Origin of the sequence: Azospira sp. APE16 (assembly GCF_047901315.1) — a bacterium.
GTDB lineage: Bacteria > Pseudomonadota > Gammaproteobacteria > Burkholderiales > Rhodocyclaceae > Azospira > Azospira oryzae.
This window is the reverse complement of the sequence record NZ_CP179682.1, coordinates 523,441-538,379: the sequence shown is the minus strand read 5'-3', so window position 1 is coordinate 538,379 and position 14,939 is coordinate 523,441. Positions and strand designations below refer to the sequence as shown.

Here is a 14,939-nt window from a genome sequence, read left to right as displayed (position 1 = left end):
GGGCCGCGTTAGACTTTTTCCAGACCCGCGGGCGGCCAGTTTTCCAGCTTCATGCCCAGAGTCAGGCCGCGGGCGGCCAACACTTCCTTGATTTCATTCAGCGACTTGCGACCCAGGTTCGGGGTCTTCAGCAGCTCGTTCTCGGTCCGCTGAATCAGATCACCGATGTAATAGATGTTCTCGGCCTTGAGGCAGTTGGCGGAGCGCACCGTCAGTTCCAGGTCATCCACCGGGCGCAGCAGGATCGGATCCACCTGCACCGGCTTCTGGGCCTCGACCATGGGGGCAGTGCCTTCCAGGTCGGCGAACACAGACAGTTGCTCCATCAGGATGCGGGCCGCAGTGCGGATCGCTTCCTCGGGCTCGATAACACCGTTGGTCTCGATGTCCATGACCAGCTTGTCCAGGTCGGTACGCTGCTCGACGCGAGCGCTTTCAACCAGATAGCTGACACGACGGACCGGGCTGAAAGAAGCATCCAGCACCAGTTGGCCGATATTCTTGGTATCACCCAGATTGCGCATGGTACCGGGGACATAGCCGCGGCCCTTTTCCACCTTGATCTCCATGGACAGCTTGCCGCCGGAGGAGATGTGGGCGATCACGTGATCGGGGTTGATGATCTCGACGTCGTGGGTGGTCTCAATATCGGAGGCGCGGACAATGCCCTCGCCATCCTTACTGAGCTTCAGCACGACTTCGTCGCGACCGTGGAGCTTGAAAACGATACCCTTCAGATTCAGAAGGATATCAACGACATCTTCCTGCACGCCATCGATGGTCGAGTACTCGTGCAGGACGCCGTCGATGCTCACGTCGGTCGGCGCGTAGCCGGGCATCGAGGAAAGCAGAATACGCCGCAGGGCATTGCCCAGGGTGTGACCGTAGCCGCGTTCAAACGGCTCCATCACAACCCGGGCCTGTACCGGCGACAGGCTCTGCACATCGATGATGCGCGGTTTCAGAAGTCCAGTGCTTTGCATGTGCTGTCCTTTGCCTGTTCAGTCAGCCTGCCTGGCATTACTTCGAATAAAGTTCGATGACCAGGCTTTCGTTGATGGTGGAAGGCAGTTCGGAACGGATCGGAGCAGCCTTGAAGGTGCCCTTGCCATTCTTCGCGTCCACATCCAGCCACTCGGGGAAGCCGCGGGATTCGGCAGCCGCCAGGGCAGCCTTCACACGCAGGGAACCACGGGAGCGCTCGGTCAGCTCCACCACGTCGCCGGGGCGAACTTGGTAGGAGGGGATGTTCACACGCTTGCCATTCACCAGCACGCCGTTGTGACGGACGATCTGGCGGGATTCGGAGCGGGAAGCGCCGAAGCCCATGCGATAGGCCACGGAATCCAGACGGGACTCCAGCAGCTGCAGCAGGTTTTCGCCGGTTACGCCCTTACGACGGTCGGCTTCTTTGTACACGCTACGGAATTGGCCTTCCAGCACGCCGTAGATGCGACGGATCTTCTGCTTTTCACGCAGATGCACGCCGTAGTCGGACAGGCGCTGGCCAGACTTCTGACCATGCTGACCGGGGGCGTAGGCACGGCGCTCAACAGAGCACTTGTCGGTGTAGCACTTCTCGCCTTTGAGGAAGAGCTTTTCGCCTTCGCGGCGGCACTGACGGCATTTCGGATCGAGGTTACGAGCCACGAGTCACTCCTTAAATGCGACGCTTCTTCGGCGGACGGCAGCCGTTATGCGGCACAGGCGTCACGTCGGAGATTGCGGTGATCTTCATACCCAGGGCGTTCAGGGCGCGCACGGCGGATTCGCGGCCGGGGCCGGGTCCCTTGATGCGCACTTCCAGATTCTTCACGCCACACTCTTGAGCAGCCTTGCCGGCAGCCTCGGCTGCCACCTGAGCGGCAAACGGAGTGGACTTGCGAGAGCCCTTGAAGCCAGCACCACCGGAGGTTGCCCAAGACAGGGCATTACCTTGACGGTCGGTGATGGTGATGATGGTGTTGTTGAACGAGGCGTGAATATGGGCAATGCCCTCGGCCACGTTCTTCTTGACCTTTTTACGTACTTTGGCAGCAGTCTTAGCCATTTCCTATCCTCTTATTTGCCCTTTTGGACAGCCTTGCGCGGGCCCTTGCGGGTACGCGCGTTGGTGCGGGTACGCTGACCACGCACGGGCAGACCCTTGCGGTGACGCAGGCCACGATAGCAGCCAAGGTCCATCAGACGCTTGATGCTCATGGTCACTTCACGGCGGAGGTCACCCTCGACAGTGAACTTACCAACTTCATCACGCAGGCGTTCCATCTCGGCGTCGGACAGGTCCTTCACCTTGGTCGAACGAACGACACCCGCTGCGTCACAGATCTTCTGTGCGCGGGTGCGACCAACGCCGAAAATCGCGGTCAACGCGATCTCAGCGTGTTTGTGGTTGGGAATATTTACCCCAGCGATACGGGCCATTAAGTCACCCCGGAAAAGCGAAACCTACAATTATACCGATGAATCGTACTTCGATTCAACCCGAATATCGACGCAACACCAGCTTTCGCCGGTTGCAATTAGCCCTGGCGCTGCTTATGGCGCGGATCAGTGCAAATCACGCGCACAATGCCATTGCGACGAATGATCTTGCAGTTGCGGCAAATCTTTTTTACCGATGCCAGCACTTTCATTTTTAGCTCCTTGATTCAGGGCGCTTGGCGCAGCCAGCCATTAACCCGATTACTTCTTAGCGTAGAGATTCTTGAAACCTTATTTGGCGCGGAAAACGATGCGGGCCCGGGATAAGTCATAGGGCGTCAACTGCACCGTCACCTTGTCGCCTGGCAGGATACGGATGTAATGCATCCGCATCTTGCCGGATATGAAGCCGAGGACCATGTGGCCGTTTTCCAGCTTCACTCTGAACGTCGCATTGGGAAGGTTTTCTACCACCTCCCCCTGCATTTCAATCAGATCTTCCTTCGCCATCCTAGCTCTGGTCTGTCTGGAGTCGGCCTACTTCATTGCCGGGAAGCCACCGCCCTTGAAGTTAGCTTTCTTGAGCAGGCTTTCGTATTGATGGGACATGACATAGGCCTGGACCTGGGACATGAAATCCATGGTCACGACCACGATAATCAGCAAGGAAGTACCACCGAAATAGAACGGCACGTTCCACTTCAAAATCAGAAACTCGGGCAGCAGACACACCAGGGTGATGTAGCCGGCGCCAACCAGGGTCAGGCGCATGAGAATCTTGTCAATGTAGCGGGCAGTCTGCTCGCCAGGACGAATCCCGGGCACGAAGGCCCCGCTCTTCTTCAGGTTGTCCGCGGTTTCCTTGGAGTTGAACACCAGGGCGGTATAGAAGAAGCAGAAGAAGACGATCGCGGCGGCGTAGAGCATCACGTAGATCGGCTGACCAGGCGACAGGGTGGCGGCGAAGTCCTTTAGCCAGCGCATGGATTCGCCGGAACCGAACCAGCCGGCAACGGTCGCCGGGAAAAGAATGATCGACGAAGCGAAGATGGGGGGAATGACACCAGCCATGTTCAGCTTCAGCGGCAGATGGGAGCTCTGACCGCCATAAACCTTGTTGCCAACCTGGCGCTTGGCATAGTTGACCAGAATCTTGCGCTGGCCACGCTCGACGAACACCACAAAGGCGGTGACGAAGAACACCAGAATCGAAATCACGATTGCGGTCAGCGGATGCATGGCACCGGTACGAACCAGCTCCAGCAGGCCGCCGATGGCGTTGGGCAGACCCGCAGCGATACCGGCAAAGATGATGATGGAAATACCGTTGCCCAGGCCACGCTCGGTAATCTGTTCGCCCAGCCACATCAGGAACATGGTGCCCGTCAGCAGGGTAGCCACGGTCGTCAGGCGGAACAGGAAGCCAGGCTCCAGGACCAGCCCGGGCTGTGCCTCGAGGGCAATTGCGATGCCCAACCCCTGAAACAGGGCGAGCGCCACTGTGCCATAGCGGGTGTATTGGGTAATCTTGCGCCGCCCGGCTTCACCTTCCTTCTTCAGCGCCTCGAGCTGAGGGCTGGCCACCGCCATCAACTGCATGATGATGGAGGCGGAGATGTAGGGCATGATGCCCAGGGCGAAAATGGTAAAGCGAGACAGGGCGCCACCGGAGAACATGTTGAACATGCCCAGGATGCCGCCCTGCTGGCTTTGGAAGAGTTCGGCCAGCACATTGGCGTCGATCCCGGGAACCGGGATGTGGGCGCCGATGCGATAAACGACCAGGGCACCAAGCAGGAACCACAGACGGCGTTTCAGATCGCCGAACTTGCCGCCTTTGCTGACTACGTTATTGGTCGCCAAAACCGAACTTCCTCGCGCTACGTTAGAAACGATTACTCAGCCACGGAGCCGCCGGCAGCCTCGATGGCGGCCTTGGCACCCTTGGTGGCACCCACGCCCTTTAGCGCAACCTTGCGGCTGATCTCACCGGACAGGATGACCTTGGCGGACAGTGCATTGCCGGCCACCAGACCGGCCTGCTTCACTTCAGTACCAGCAGATCGATCTCGTCGACGGGCAGACCCTGGATCTCGGACAGACGAACTTCCACGTTGCGGGCATTCGTCAGGGAGACGAAACCGCGCTTCGGCAGACGGCGGTGCAGAGGCATTTGACCGCCTTCGAAACCAACCTTATGGAAGCCGCCGGAACGGGACTTCTGACCCTTGTGGCCACGGCCACAGGTCTTGCCCAGGCCGGAGCCGATACCGCGACCGACACGCTTCTTGGCGTGCTTGGCGCCTTCTGCGGGCTTGATGGTATTCAGTTGCATGTTAGCCCTCGCACTTCAGCAGGTACGAAACCTTGTTGATCATGCCGCGCACAGCAGGCGTGTCCTGCAGCACGGAAGAGGAGTTCAGCCGGCGCAGGCCCAGGCCGCGCACGGTGGCGCGGTGGTCCTGCTTGGTGCCGATCAGGCTCTTGACGAGCGTAACCTTGATAGTCTTCTCAGCCATTTCTTACCCCAGGATGTCTTCAACGGACTTGCCGCGCTTGGCAGCAATTTCCGCCGGAGTGTTCATCGCCAACAGGCCGTTCAGAGTGGCACGGACGATGTTGTAAGGATTGGTGGAGCCGTGAGCCTTGGCCACGACGTTGGTCACACCCATCACTTCGAACACGGCGCGCATGGCACCGCCGGCGATGATGCCGGTACCGTCGGCAGCGGGCATCATCAGAACGGTGGAGGAACCATGCTTACCAACAACGGCGTGCTGCAGGGTGCCGTTCTTCAGGCTGACTTTTTCCATCTTGCGACGGGCTTCGTCCATTGCCTTTTGCACGGCAACGGGCACTTCGCGGGACTTGCCCTTGCCCATGCCAACGCCGCCGTCGCCATCACCCACCACGGTCAGGGCAGCGAAGCCCAGAATCCGGCCGCCCTTCACCACTTTGGTGACGCGGTTGATGGAGATCATTTTTTCGCGCAGACCGTCGTCGCGCTCGTCTGCCTGCTGGGGCTTCTTGGTTTGCGGTTTTGCCATAATTAACCTCGAACTTTCCTTCAGGCCGATCAGAACTTCAGACCGTTTTCGCGTGCGGCTTCAGCCAGGGCCTTGACACGACCATGGTACTGGAAGCCGGCACGGTCGAAAGCGACCTGCTCGATGCCCGCCTTCTTGGCGCGCTCGGCGATGAGCTTACCGATGGTGGCAGCAGCATTCACATTGCCGCCATTCGGCAGATCCTTGCGCACTTCAGGTTCCAGGGAAGAGGCAGCAGCCAGAACCTTGGACCCGCAGGGAGAAATAACTTGAGCATAGATGTGGCTGTTGGTGCGGAACACGCACAGACGGACGGCCTTCAGCTCGGCGATTTTGGCCCGGGTTTTACGGGCACGACGCAAGCGCGACTGTTTTTTGTCAATCATTTCGCCACCTTACTTCTTCTTGGTTTCCTTGAGCGCGACCACTTCGTCGGCATACCGCACGCCCTTGCCCTTATAGGGCTCAGGCTTACGATAAGCGCGAACTTCAGCCGCTACCTGCCCCACCGCCTGCTTGTCCACACCCTTGATGAGGATTTCAGTCTGGCTCGGAGTCTCCACCTTGACGCCAGCAGGCATCTTGTGGGCCACCGGATGGGAAAAGCCGAGGGTCAGGTTCAGGGTGTCGCCCTGGGCCTGAGCACGGTAACCCACGCCGACCAGCGTCAGCTTGCGCTCAAAACCCTTGGTAACACCGGTCACCATATTGTTCAGATTGGCACGCATGGTGCCCCACAGAGCACCAGCACCTTCAACGCCTTCCACCGGGGAGCAAACCAGTTGCTCACCCTCGACCTTCACGACCACAGCCGGGTTGGCCTTCAGCTTCAGCACGCCAAGGGGGCCCTTGACGGAGATCTCTTCACCCAGAGCAACTTCCACACCCTTGGGCAGCGAAATCGGATTCTTACCTACACGGGACATGGTTCCCCCTTACGCAACGATGCAGAGGACTTCGCCACCCACGTTCTGGGTGCGTGCCTTGCGGTCGGTCATGACGCCCTTGGGGGTGGACACAATTGCCACGCCCAGGCCATTCATAACACGCGGAATATCCTGGCTGCCCTTATAGACACGCAGACCAGGCCGGGAGACGCGCTCGATGCGCTCAATAACCGGGCGGCCGGCGTAGTACTTCAGGGCAATCTCCAGAGAAGCCTTGCCTTCGATTTCGCGCACGGCGAAATCATCAATATAACCTTCGCCCTTAAGGACGTCGGCAATCGCCACTTTCAGCTTGGAGCAGGGCATCGTTACGGATGCCTTCTCGGCCTGCTGGGCGTTGCGGATGCGGGTCAGCATGTCCGCGATCGGATCGCTCATAGCCATCTTTATTCCTCCTGCTTACCAGCTGGCCTTGGTCATACCGGGAATCTCGCCCTTGAAGGCGGCTTCACGGAGCTTGTTGCGGCACAGGCCGAACTTGCGGAAAACACCGCGCGGACGACCGGTTACTTGGCAACGATTGCGCAGACGGGCGGGGCTGGAATTGCGCGGCAGTGCCTGCAGCTTCAGACGAGCCTCGAAGCGCTCGGCGTCAGAAAGGCTCTGATTGTCGATAACGGCCTGCAGGGCAGCACGCTTGGCAGCGTACTTTTCCACGAGCGCGCGACGCTTCTCTTCGCGATTGATGAGTGACAGTTTTGCCATTATCGCCTCAATTCTTGAAGGGGAACTTGAAGGCAGACAGGAGGGCCTTGGCTTCCTCGTCGCTCTTCGCGGTGGTGGTAATGCTGATATTCATCCCGCGCAGAGCATCGATCTTGTCGTACTCGATTTCGGGGAAAATGATCTGCTCTTTCACACCCATGTTGTAGTTGCCACGGCCGTCGAAGCCCTTGCCAGCCACGCCGCGGAAGTCACGCACGCGGGGCAGGGAAACGGTGATCAGGCGATCCAGGAACTCGAACATGCGGGGGCCACGCAGGGTGACCATGCAACCGATGGGGTAGCCGTCACGAATCTTGAAGCCAGCGATGGACTTGCGGGACTTGGTGACAACGGGCTTCTGACCAGCGATCTTCTGCATGTCGCCGACGGCATTTTCCAGGATCTTTTTATCCTGAACAGCTTCGCCGACACCCATGTTCAGGGTGATCTTGGTGATGCGCGGCACTTCCATAACGGACTTGTAGCCGAACTGCTTGGTCAGCTCAGGCACCACGCTAGCTTTGTAGTAGTCGAAAAAACGCGCCATGACTATTCCTTAAGCGTCCAGGGTTTCGCCATTGGACTTGAACACGCGCACTTTCTTGCCGTCTTCAAGAATCTTGAAGCCAACGCGGTCAGCCTTCTGGGTCGCAGCATTGAACAGCGCGACGTTAGAGATGTGAATGGGCATATCTTTGTCGACGATGCCACCAACCACGCCCTTGATGGGATTGGGCTTGACGTGCTTCTTGGCACGGTTCACACCCTCGACCACCACATGCTCGGCATCGACACGGCGAGCAACGGTACCGCGCTTGCCCTTGTCTTTACCGGCGATGACGACAACCTCGTCACCCTTGCGAATCTTTTCCATCACCGCTCCTTACAGCACTTCGGGCGCCAGGGACACGATCTTCATGAAGCGCTCGGTACGCAATTCGCGCGTAACCGGCCCGAAGATACGGGTACCAATGGGCTCCAGCTTGGCATTGAGGAGCACCGCCGCGTTGTTGTCGAACTTGATCAGCGAGCCATCGGGACGACGCACACCCTTGGCGGTACGAACCACCACGGCGTTATACACGTCACCCTTTTTCACGCGACCACGGGGAGCGGCGTCCTTGATGGACACCTTGATGATGTCGCCAACGGCCGCATAGCGACGCTTGGAGCCGCCCAGGACCTTGATACACATCACCGAACGCGCACCGGTATTATCGGCGACGTCCAGAATCGTCTGCATCTGAATCATTATTAACTCCAACTTTTCCCGCAACGGATCGCAGGCAGTCTTGGACCCCGAAGGGGGGAGGAACTAAAACAAAGGAGCCCGGCTGACACCGGGCACCTCGAAGAAGCGGGATAGTACACGCTCCTGAGAAAACGCGCAAGCCCTTTCGGGCTTGCCCATCATTAGATGATGGTTGCCTTTTCCAGCAGCTTGGTAACGCGCCAGGCCTTGGTGCGGGACAGAGGACGGGTTTCCTCGATCTCCACCAGGTCGCCAGCCTTGGCTTCGTTGTTTTCGTTGTGCGCGTGATACTTCTTGGACTTGGTCACGATCTTGCCGTAAACCGGGTGCTTCACGCGACGTTCGATCAGGACGGTGACGGTCTTTTCCATCTTGTCGCTGACCACGCGACCGATCAGGGTACGCTTGATGCTGGTGGTCTCGCTCATTGCTGTACCGCCTTTTCACGCATAAAGGTACGAACACGCGCAATATCCTTGCGCACCTTGTTCAGCTGGCTGGTATTGGCCAGCTGCTGCGTCGCAGCCTGCATGCGCAGGCTGAACTGGGCCTTCAGAAGCTCAACCAGCTCCGTGTTCAGCTCTTCGACGCTCTTCGCTTTCAACTCATTGGCTTTCATGGATTACCCCAACTGACGGGTCACGAAGGTGACAGCGAAGGGGATCTTGGCAGCAGCAAGGGCGAACGCCTCGCGAGCCAGAGCCTCATCCACACCGTCCATCTCGTACAGAATCTTACCCGGCTGAATTTCAGCCACGTAGTATTCCGGATTACCCTTACCGTTACCCATACGGACTTCGGCAGGCTTCTTGGAAATGGGCTTGTCCGGGAACACGCGGATCCAGATACGGCCGCCCCGCTTGATGTGACGGGTCATGGCACGACGCGCAGCTTCGATCTGACGGGAAGTCAGACGCCCGCGGGCGATGGCCTTGAGACCGAATTCACCAAAGCTAACCTTGGCACCGCGGGTAGCCAGACCGGTGTTACGGCCCTTCTGCTCCTTGCGGTATTTTCTGCGATTAGGCTGCAGCATCGTTGTTACCTGCCTTTCTTACGCGCTTGGCGGGGGCCTTGTCGCCCTCCGCAGCCTTGGCCTCACCTTCAGCCTTGGCCTTCACAGTACGAGTGGTCTTGGGCTTGTCAGCACCTTCGCCAGGCTTGGCGGAGCGACGGGGCTTGCGCTGCTCGTCGGCACCGGCTTCCGGAGCCACGACAGCGGGCTGGCCGTTGGCGGACATTTCACCCTTGAACACCCAGACCTTGATACCGATGATGCCGTAGGTGGTGCGGGCTTCGGAGGTAGCGTAGTCGATGTCGGCGCGCAGGGTGTGCAGGGGCACACGACCTTCGCGGTACCATTCGGTACGGGCGATTTCAGCACCGTTCAGACGGCCGGAGCTCATGATCTTGATGCCCTGAGCACCCAGACGCATGGCGTTCTGCATGGCGCGCTTCATGGCACGACGGAACATGATCCGCTTTTCCAGCTGCTGGGCGATGGAGTCGCCGATCAGCTGGGCATCGAGTTCCGGCTTGCGGATTTCTTCGATGCTGACGTGGACCGGCACACCCATGATGCGCTGCAGTTCGGCGCGCAGGTTGTCGATCTCTTCACCCTTCTTGCCGATAACCACGCCCGGACGGGCGGAGAAGATGGTGACGCGGGCGTTCTTGGCGGGGCGCTCGATGAGAACGCGGCCGACGGACGCATGTGCCAGCTTCTTCTTGAGGTAGTCACGGACCCGGATGTCTTCGTTCAGCATGGTGGCGAAGTTCTGACTGTTCGCGTACCAGCGGGAAGCCCAGTTACGGTTCACGCTGAGGCGGAACCCGGTAGGATTAATCTTCTGTCCCATAACTCTTCCTCAGTTCCCGACGGTCACGAAAATGTGGCAGGTCTGCTTGATGATGCGATTGCCACGACCCTTCGCCCGAGCGGTGAAGCGCTTCAGAGACGTACCCTGCTCGACGTGAATGGTCTTGACCTTCAGTTCGTCGATATCGGCGCCGTCATTATGCTCGGCGTTGGCGATGGCAGACTCCAGAACCTTCTTAACGATCTTTGCGCCCTTTTGGGGAGCAAAGCCCAGGATGTTGAGCGCCTGGCCCACCGGCTTACCGCGAACCAGGTCAGCCACGAGGCGACCCTTCTGGGCGGAGAGGCGGACGCCGCGCAAAATAGCACGAGTTTCCATTTGCACTCCTTTACTTCTTCGCCTTCTTGCCGGCGGTATGACCCTTGAAAGTACGGGTCAGGGAGAATTCGCCGAGCTTGTGGCCGACCATGTTTTCGGTGACATACACCGGAATATGTTGCTTGCCGTTATGCACGGCAATGGTCAGACCGACGAAATCCGGCAGCACGGTGGAGCGGCGAGACCAGGTCTTGATCGGCCGCTTGTCGTTGCCAGCACGAGCGGCGTCGACTTTCTTCAGCAGGTGGGCATCGACGAACGGGCCCTTTTTTACAGAACGTCCCATAGATCTCTACCCCTTAACGCTTGTGACGACGCTGCACGATCATGGAGTTCGTGCGCTTGTTACGACGGGTACGATAACCCTTGGTCTTGGTACCCCAAGGACTAACCGGATGCATACCAGCTGCGGTACGGCCTTCACCACCACCGTGGGGGTGATCAACCGGGTTCATGACCACGCCACGAACGGTCGGACGAACACCGCGCCAGCGCATGGCACCGGCCTTACCGATGGAACGCAGGGAGTGCTCTTCGTTACCGACTTCACCGATGGTGGCCCGGCATTCGACGTGCACACGGCGGATTTCACCGGAGCGCAGACGCAGCTGAGCGTAAGAGCCTTCACGAGCCAGCAGTTGCACGGAAGTACCAGCGGCGCGAGCCAGCTGAGCACCCTTGCCGGGCAGCATTTCCACGCAGTGAATAGTGCTACCCACCGGAATGTTGCGAATCGGCAGGGCGTTGCCAGACTTGATCGGAGCTTCGGAGCCGGAGATCACTTGCTGGCCGACCACCATGCCCTTGGGGGCAATGATGTAACGGCGCTCGCCGTCGGCGTAGCACAGCAGAGCCACGTTGGCGGAACGATTGGGATCGTACTCGAGGCGCTCGACCTTGGCCGGAATGCCGTCCTTGTTGCGCTTGAAGTCGACAACACGGTAGTGCTGCTTATGACCGCCGCCCTTGTGGCGAACGGTGATGCGACCGTTGTTGTTACGACCGGAACCGCGGGTCTGCTTCTCGAGCAGGCCGGCGAACGGCTTACCCTTGTACAGATCGGGGTTGACGACCTTCACGACGGCACGGCGGCCGGCGGAAGTCGGTTTAACTTTGATCAATGCCATGTTCTTACTCCCCGGCCGCGAAATTGATTTCCTGGCCCGGCTTCAGGCTGACGTAAGCCTTCTTCCAGCTCTTGCGGCGGCCGATGAAACGACCGAAGCGCTTTTCCTTGCCCTTGACGTTGGCCACCTGAACGGACTCGACCTGCACCTTGAAAAGCAGCTCGACAGCAGCCTTGATTTCCGGCTTGGTTGCGTCGGAGGCAACCTTGAAAACCACCTGCTCGTTCTTGTCGGCGATGAAAGTCGCCTTTTCGGAGATTTGCGGCGCCAGCAGCACCTGCAGCAGACGTTCTTGGCTCATCCCAGCAGCTCCTCAAACTTGGCCACAGCGCCCTTGGTCACGAGAACCTTGGGGAAGCGCACCAGGGACACGGGATCGGCTTCGCTAACATCCAGAACCAGCACATTAGGCAGGTTGCGGGAAGCCAGGAAGACGTTCTCATCCAGGGAATCGGTAATCACCAGCACGGACTCGTAGCCCATGCCCTTGATCTTCTGGGCGAACAGCTTGGTCTTGGGAGCCTCGACAGAGAGGTTTTCCACCACGGCCAGACGGTCATCACGGACCAGCTGGGAAAGGATGGAAGCCAGACCAGCGCGGTACATTTTCTTGTTCACCTTCTGGGAGAAGTTCTCCTCAGGGGAATTCGGGAAAATGCGGCCGCCTCCGCGCCACAGCGGGCTGCCATTGCTACCGGAACGTGCGCGACCGGTACCCTTCTGGCGCCAGGGCTTGGTGGTGGTGTGCCGGACTTCGGAGCGATCCTTCTGCTTGCGGTTGGCGCTACGGGCGTTGGCCTGATAGGCAACAACCACCTGGTGCACCAGCGCTTCGTTGTACTCGCGGCCGAACAGGGCATCGGAAGCCTGCAGCTTGGCAGCTTCCTGACCGTTTTCGTTGATAACTTTCAGTTCCATCACGCCCCCTTAAGCCTTGACTGCCGGACGCACGATGACGTCGGAGCCCTTGGAGCCGGGAACAGCGCCTTTCACCAGCAGCAGCTGGCGCTCGACGTCGACCCGAACCACTTCCAGGCACTGCACAGTGCTCTTCACAGCACCCAGGTGACCGGCCATGCGCTTACCCGGGAACACGCGACCCGGATCCTGCGCCATACCGATGGAACCAGGAGCATTGTGAGACACGGAGTTACCGTGGCTGGCGCGGTTGGAGCTGAAGTTGTGACGCTTAATAGCGCCGGCAAAACCCTTACCCTGGGAGGTGCCGGTGATATCGACCTTCTGGCCAACAGCGAAGATGGTGACAGCGATCTGATCGCCAGCCTTCAGGCCAGCGAGCTGCTCAGCGGTCACGGGGAATTCTTTGAGCACGTGCCCAGCTTCAACACCAGCCTTGGCCAGATGACCAGCCAGAGACTTGTTGACGCGGGAGGCACGACGCTTGCCGAAAGTCACCTGAACGGCGGCATAGCCGTCGGTTTCAGGCGTTTTGATCTGGGACACACGGTTGTTCGACACGTCCAGCACAGTCACCGGGACGGTAGCACCGTCATCAGTGAACACGCGCGTCATGCCGACCTTGCGCCCAACAAGGCCTAGACTCATGGTTATTCTCCAAATGCCGGCTGCGATTGGCCGACAAGTAAGTCAAAATGGGCGACACCAAACGGAGTCGCCCGCGGAAAAGCGGTGGATTATATACGCAACCAGTCGCTTATTGCAACTTGATTTCGACGTCAACACCAGCCGGCAGGTCGAGCTTCATCAGAGCATCAACAGTCTTGTCGGTCGGATCGATGATGTCCATCAGGCGCAGATGGGTCCGGATCTCGAACTGATCGCGGGAAGTCTTGTTCACGTGCGGGGAACGCAGCACGTCGTAACGCTGGATGCGGGTGGGCAGGGGCACGGGGCCACGAACCACAGCACCGGTACGCTTGGCGGTTTCAACGATTTCCTGAGCGGATTGGTCGATCAGGCGGTAGTCGAAGGCCTTCAGACGGATACGGATTTTCTGGTTTTGCATGATATTTCCCAAAGAGCGATGGGGCGGGTGAAAGCCCGCCCCGAATGTAAAAATTACTCGATGATCTTGGCAACCACACCGGCGCCGACGGTACGGCCGCCTTCGCGGATAGCGAAGCGCAGACCTTCTTCCATGGCGATCGGAGCGATCAGCTTCACGGTCATCTGAATGTTGTCACCAGGCATAACCATTTCCACGCCTTCGGGCAGGGAGATGGCGCCGGTCACGTCAGTGGTCCGGAAGTAGAACTGGGGACGGTAGTTGTTGAAGAACGGGGTGTGACGACCACCTTCGTCCTTGGACAGAACATACACTTCGCCAGTGAAGTGGGTGTGGGGGGTGATGGAACCGGGCTTGGCCAGCACTTGGCCGCGCTCGACTTCTTCACGCTTGGTGCCACGCAGCAGCACGCCCACGTTGTCACCAGCCTGACCCTGGTCCAGCAGCTTGCGGAACATTTCCACGCCGGTGCAGGTGGTCTTGGTGGTGGGCTTGATACCCACGATTTCGATTTCTTCGCCGACCTTGACGATGCCGCGCTCGACACGACCGGTCACCACGGTGCCGCGGCCGGAGATGGAGAACACGTCTTCGATGGGCAGCAGGAAGGGCTTGTCCACAGCCCGCTCGGGGGTGGGGATGTAGCTGTCCAGAGCGTCGGCCAGAGCCAGAATGGCGGGTTCGCCGATGTCGGACTGGTCACCTTCCAGAGCCTTCAGGGCGGAGCCCTTGACGATGGGGATGTCGTCGCCGGGGAAGTCGTACTTGGAGAGCAGCTCGCGCACTTCCATTTCGACCAGTTCCAGCAGTTCGGCGTCATCCACCATGTCGCACTTGTTCAGGAACACGATGATGTAGGGCACGCCCACCTGACGGGCCAGCAGGATGTGCTCGCGGGTCTGGGGCATGGGGCCGTCAGCGGCAGAACAGACCAGAATGGCGCCGTCCATCTGGGCGGCACCGGTAATCATATTCTTCACGTAGTCGGCGTGACCCGGGCAATCCACGTGAGCGTAGTGACGGGTGGCGGTTTCGTATTCGACGTGGGCGGTGTTGATGGTGATACCGCGGGCCTTTTCTTCGGGCGCAGCGTCGATCTGGTCGTAAGCCTTGGCTTCGCCACCGAACTTCTTGGACAGAATGGTGGTGATAGCAGCAGTCAGCGTGGTCTTACCGTGGTCAACGTGACCGATGGTGCCCACATTAACGTGCGGCTTCGTACGTTCAAACTTTTCCTTGGCCATCTTTCAAT

At 59.1% G+C, this 14,939-nt stretch carries 28 protein-coding genes and 1 pseudogene; all 29 read right to left on the bottom strand.

Translation table 11 applies throughout. The annotated features are described in order from the left end of the window. Positions 1–8: 8 nt before the first annotated feature. Positions 9–983, bottom strand: a complete 975-nt coding sequence (locus ACLSSQ_RS02770; RefSeq protein WP_014235453.1) for a DNA-directed RNA polymerase subunit alpha — start codon at positions 981–983, stop codon at positions 9–11. Between the two features lie 37 nt (positions 984–1,020). After that, a complete protein-coding gene (gene rpsD / locus ACLSSQ_RS02765) occupies positions 1,021–1,650 on the bottom strand; it encodes a 30S ribosomal protein S4 (RefSeq protein WP_014235454.1) in 630 nt (209 codons plus the stop codon). Positions 1,651–1,660: 10 nt separating this feature from the next. Then, the gene (gene rpsK, locus ACLSSQ_RS02760; RefSeq protein WP_014235455.1) at positions 1,661–2,050 is read right to left on the bottom strand and encodes a 30S ribosomal protein S11; all 390 of its coding nucleotides are present in this window, start codon (positions 2,048–2,050) and stop codon (positions 1,661–1,663) included. A gap of 11 nt (positions 2,051–2,061) precedes the next feature. Continuing rightward, on the bottom strand, positions 2,062–2,424 hold the full coding sequence (rpsM, locus tag ACLSSQ_RS02755; RefSeq protein ID WP_014235456.1) for a 30S ribosomal protein S13: 363 nt from the start codon (positions 2,422–2,424) through the stop codon (positions 2,062–2,064). 98 nt (positions 2,425–2,522) lie between these two features. Beyond that, positions 2,523–2,636, bottom strand: coding sequence for a 50S ribosomal protein L36 (gene rpmJ, locus ACLSSQ_RS02750; RefSeq protein ID WP_014235457.1), 114 nt, complete (start codon positions 2,634–2,636; stop codon positions 2,523–2,525). 79 nt (positions 2,637–2,715) lie between these two features. After that, complete coding sequence (gene infA / locus ACLSSQ_RS02745) at positions 2,716–2,934, bottom strand: translation initiation factor IF-1 (protein ID WP_014235458.1); 219 nt, start codon at positions 2,932–2,934, stop codon at positions 2,716–2,718. 27 nt (positions 2,935–2,961) lie between these two features. After that, a complete protein-coding gene (gene secY, locus ACLSSQ_RS02740; protein WP_014235459.1) occupies positions 2,962–4,287 on the bottom strand; it encodes a preprotein translocase subunit SecY in 1,326 nt (441 codons plus the stop codon). A 32-nt stretch (positions 4,288–4,319) separates the two neighbouring features. Further along, positions 4,320–4,759 (bottom strand): annotated as a pseudogene (gene rplO, locus ACLSSQ_RS02735) (50S ribosomal protein L15). A gap of 1 nt (position 4,760) precedes the next feature. Further along, entirely contained in the window at positions 4,761–4,943 is a 183-nt protein-coding gene (gene rpmD, locus ACLSSQ_RS02730) for a 50S ribosomal protein L30 (protein WP_014235461.1), read from the bottom strand. A gap of 3 nt (positions 4,944–4,946) precedes the next feature. Continuing rightward, the gene (gene rpsE / locus ACLSSQ_RS02725; protein WP_014235462.1) at positions 4,947–5,471 is read right to left on the bottom strand and encodes a 30S ribosomal protein S5; all 525 of its coding nucleotides are present in this window, start codon (positions 5,469–5,471) and stop codon (positions 4,947–4,949) included. A 29-nt stretch (positions 5,472–5,500) separates the two neighbouring features. Further along, positions 5,501–5,854 carry a 50S ribosomal protein L18 gene (rplR, locus tag ACLSSQ_RS02720; protein WP_130459319.1) on the bottom strand — a complete coding sequence of 118 codons (354 nt, stop codon included), beginning with the start codon at positions 5,852–5,854 and terminating at the stop codon, positions 5,501–5,503. A gap of 12 nt (positions 5,855–5,866) precedes the next feature. After that, on the bottom strand, positions 5,867–6,397 hold the full coding sequence (gene rplF / locus ACLSSQ_RS02715) for a 50S ribosomal protein L6 (protein ID WP_014235464.1): 531 nt from the start codon (positions 6,395–6,397) through the stop codon (positions 5,867–5,869). Positions 6,398–6,406: 9 nt separating this feature from the next. After that, positions 6,407–6,802, bottom strand: a complete 396-nt coding sequence (rpsH, locus tag ACLSSQ_RS02710) for a 30S ribosomal protein S8 (RefSeq protein WP_014235465.1) — start codon at positions 6,800–6,802, stop codon at positions 6,407–6,409. A 15-nt stretch (positions 6,803–6,817) separates the two neighbouring features. Next, positions 6,818–7,123 (bottom strand): 30S ribosomal protein S14, encoded by a 306-nt coding sequence (gene rpsN / locus ACLSSQ_RS02705; protein ID WP_014235466.1) that lies wholly within the window; start codon positions 7,121–7,123, stop codon positions 6,818–6,820. A 7-nt stretch (positions 7,124–7,130) separates the two neighbouring features. Continuing rightward, entirely contained in the window at positions 7,131–7,670 is a 540-nt protein-coding gene (gene rplE / locus ACLSSQ_RS02700; RefSeq protein WP_014235467.1) for a 50S ribosomal protein L5, read from the bottom strand. Between the two features lie 9 nt (positions 7,671–7,679). Further along, positions 7,680–8,000, bottom strand: a complete 321-nt coding sequence (gene rplX / locus ACLSSQ_RS02695) for a 50S ribosomal protein L24 (RefSeq protein WP_238526322.1) — start codon at positions 7,998–8,000, stop codon at positions 7,680–7,682. Between the two features lie 6 nt (positions 8,001–8,006). Next, positions 8,007–8,375: a 50S ribosomal protein L14 gene (rplN, locus tag ACLSSQ_RS02690; RefSeq protein WP_014235469.1), complete on the bottom strand. Its 369-nt coding sequence runs from the start codon at positions 8,373–8,375 to the stop codon at positions 8,007–8,009. Positions 8,376–8,536: 161 nt separating this feature from the next. After that, a complete protein-coding gene (gene rpsQ, locus ACLSSQ_RS02685) occupies positions 8,537–8,803 on the bottom strand; it encodes a 30S ribosomal protein S17 (RefSeq protein ID WP_014235470.1) in 267 nt (88 codons plus the stop codon). Then, complete coding sequence (gene rpmC / locus ACLSSQ_RS02680) at positions 8,800–8,994, bottom strand: 50S ribosomal protein L29 (protein WP_014235471.1); 195 nt, start codon at positions 8,992–8,994, stop codon at positions 8,800–8,802. The genes rpsQ and rpmC overlap by 4 nt, the downstream gene beginning before the upstream one ends. A 3-nt stretch (positions 8,995–8,997) precedes the next feature. Continuing rightward, complete coding sequence (gene rplP / locus ACLSSQ_RS02675; RefSeq protein WP_416243718.1) at positions 8,998–9,411, bottom strand: 50S ribosomal protein L16; 414 nt, start codon at positions 9,409–9,411, stop codon at positions 8,998–9,000. Next, entirely contained in the window at positions 9,398–10,234 is an 837-nt protein-coding gene (gene rpsC / locus ACLSSQ_RS02670) for a 30S ribosomal protein S3 (RefSeq protein WP_130459234.1), read from the bottom strand. Before rpsC ends, rplP begins: the two co-directional genes overlap by 14 nt. Positions 10,235–10,243: 9 nt before the next feature. Next, positions 10,244–10,573: a 50S ribosomal protein L22 gene (rplV, locus tag ACLSSQ_RS02665; RefSeq protein WP_014235474.1), complete on the bottom strand. Its 330-nt coding sequence runs from the start codon at positions 10,571–10,573 to the stop codon at positions 10,244–10,246. Between the two features lie 10 nt (positions 10,574–10,583). Then, a complete protein-coding gene (gene rpsS, locus ACLSSQ_RS02660) occupies positions 10,584–10,859 on the bottom strand; it encodes a 30S ribosomal protein S19 (protein ID WP_014235475.1) in 276 nt (91 codons plus the stop codon). Between the two features lie 13 nt (positions 10,860–10,872). Then, positions 10,873–11,700 carry a 50S ribosomal protein L2 gene (rplB, locus tag ACLSSQ_RS02655; RefSeq protein WP_014235476.1) on the bottom strand — a complete coding sequence of 276 codons (828 nt, stop codon included), beginning with the start codon at positions 11,698–11,700 and terminating at the stop codon, positions 10,873–10,875. A gap of 4 nt (positions 11,701–11,704) precedes the next feature. Next, positions 11,705–12,001 (bottom strand): 50S ribosomal protein L23, encoded by a 297-nt coding sequence (rplW, locus tag ACLSSQ_RS02650; protein ID WP_014235477.1) that lies wholly within the window; start codon positions 11,999–12,001, stop codon positions 11,705–11,707. Further along, positions 11,998–12,618 (bottom strand): 50S ribosomal protein L4, encoded by a 621-nt coding sequence (gene rplD / locus ACLSSQ_RS02645; RefSeq protein WP_014235478.1) that lies wholly within the window; start codon positions 12,616–12,618, stop codon positions 11,998–12,000. Before rplD ends, rplW begins: the two co-directional genes overlap by 4 nt. Before the next feature lie 9 nt (positions 12,619–12,627). After that, positions 12,628–13,266: a 50S ribosomal protein L3 gene (gene rplC / locus ACLSSQ_RS02640; protein ID WP_014235479.1), complete on the bottom strand. Its 639-nt coding sequence runs from the start codon at positions 13,264–13,266 to the stop codon at positions 12,628–12,630. 109 nt (positions 13,267–13,375) lie between these two features. After that, positions 13,376–13,687: a 30S ribosomal protein S10 gene (gene rpsJ / locus ACLSSQ_RS02635; RefSeq protein ID WP_014235480.1), complete on the bottom strand. Its 312-nt coding sequence runs from the start codon at positions 13,685–13,687 to the stop codon at positions 13,376–13,378. 53 nt (positions 13,688–13,740) lie between these two features. Next, positions 13,741–14,931 carry an elongation factor Tu gene (gene tuf, locus ACLSSQ_RS02630; protein WP_014235481.1) on the bottom strand — a complete coding sequence of 397 codons (1,191 nt, stop codon included), beginning with the start codon at positions 14,929–14,931 and terminating at the stop codon, positions 13,741–13,743. Positions 14,932–14,939 lie beyond the last annotated feature (8 nt).

What these genes read in the sequence shown, in the direction of transcription:
- rplF (WP_014235464.1), bottom strand. Translation starts at nt 6,397, where the DNA reads ATGTCCCGTGTAGGTAAGAATCCGATTTCGCTGCCCAAGGGTGTGGAA.
- rplD (WP_014235478.1), bottom strand. Translation starts at nt 12,618, where the DNA reads ATGGAACTGAAAGTTATCAACGAAAACGGTCAGGAAGCTGCCAAGCTG.
- rplB (WP_014235476.1), bottom strand. Translation starts at nt 11,700, where the DNA reads ATGGCATTGATCAAAGTTAAACCGACTTCCGCCGGCCGCCGTGCCGTC.
- rplV (WP_014235474.1), bottom strand. Translation starts at nt 10,573, where the DNA reads ATGGAAACTCGTGCTATTTTGCGCGGCGTCCGCCTCTCCGCCCAGAAG.
- rplW (WP_014235477.1), bottom strand. Translation starts at nt 12,001, where the DNA reads ATGAGCCAAGAACGTCTGCTGCAGGTGCTGCTGGCGCCGCAAATCTCC.
- rplP (WP_416243718.1), bottom strand. Translation starts at nt 9,411, where the DNA reads ATGCTGCAGCCTAATCGCAGAAAATACCGCAAGGAGCAGAAGGGCCGT.
- rpsJ (WP_014235480.1), bottom strand. Translation starts at nt 13,687, where the DNA reads ATGCAAAACCAGAAAATCCGTATCCGTCTGAAGGCCTTCGACTACCGC.
- rplE (WP_014235467.1), bottom strand. Translation starts at nt 7,670, where the DNA reads ATGGCGCGTTTTTTCGACTACTACAAAGCTAGCGTGGTGCCTGAGCTG.
- rpmJ (WP_014235457.1), bottom strand. Translation starts at nt 2,636, where the DNA reads ATGAAAGTGCTGGCATCGGTAAAAAAGATTTGCCGCAACTGCAAGATC.
- rpsE (WP_014235462.1), bottom strand. Translation starts at nt 5,471, where the DNA reads ATGGCAAAACCGCAAACCAAGAAGCCCCAGCAGGCAGACGAGCGCGAC.
- rpsC (WP_130459234.1), bottom strand. Translation starts at nt 10,234, where the DNA reads ATGGGACAGAAGATTAATCCTACCGGGTTCCGCCTCAGCGTGAACCGT.
- ACLSSQ_RS02770 (WP_014235453.1), bottom strand. Translation starts at nt 983, where the DNA reads ATGCAAAGCACTGGACTTCTGAAACCGCGCATCATCGATGTGCAGAGC.
- rpsK (WP_014235455.1), bottom strand. Translation starts at nt 2,050, where the DNA reads ATGGCTAAGACTGCTGCCAAAGTACGTAAAAAGGTCAAGAAGAACGTG.
- tuf (WP_014235481.1), bottom strand. Translation starts at nt 14,931, where the DNA reads ATGGCCAAGGAAAAGTTTGAACGTACGAAGCCGCACGTTAATGTGGGC.
- rplN (WP_014235469.1), bottom strand. Translation starts at nt 8,375, where the DNA reads ATGATTCAGATGCAGACGATTCTGGACGTCGCCGATAATACCGGTGCG.
- rpmD (WP_014235461.1), bottom strand. Translation starts at nt 4,943, where the DNA reads ATGGCTGAGAAGACTATCAAGGTTACGCTCGTCAAGAGCCTGATCGGC.
- rpsQ (WP_014235470.1), bottom strand. Translation starts at nt 8,803, where the DNA reads ATGAGCGAGACCACCAGCATCAAGCGTACCCTGATCGGTCGCGTGGTC.
- rpsN (WP_014235466.1), bottom strand. Translation starts at nt 7,123, where the DNA reads ATGGCAAAACTGTCACTCATCAATCGCGAAGAGAAGCGTCGCGCGCTC.
- rplC (WP_014235479.1), bottom strand. Translation starts at nt 13,266, where the DNA reads ATGAGTCTAGGCCTTGTTGGGCGCAAGGTCGGCATGACGCGCGTGTTC.
- rpsS (WP_014235475.1), bottom strand. Translation starts at nt 10,859, where the DNA reads ATGGGACGTTCTGTAAAAAAGGGCCCGTTCGTCGATGCCCACCTGCTG.
- rpsM (WP_014235456.1), bottom strand. Translation starts at nt 2,424, where the DNA reads ATGGCCCGTATCGCTGGGGTAAATATTCCCAACCACAAACACGCTGAG.
- infA (WP_014235458.1), bottom strand. Translation starts at nt 2,934, where the DNA reads ATGGCGAAGGAAGATCTGATTGAAATGCAGGGGGAGGTGGTAGAAAAC.
- rpsH (WP_014235465.1), bottom strand. Translation starts at nt 6,802, where the DNA reads ATGGCTATGAGCGATCCGATCGCGGACATGCTGACCCGCATCCGCAAC.
- rpmC (WP_014235471.1), bottom strand. Translation starts at nt 8,994, where the DNA reads ATGAAAGCCAATGAGTTGAAAGCGAAGAGCGTCGAAGAGCTGAACACG.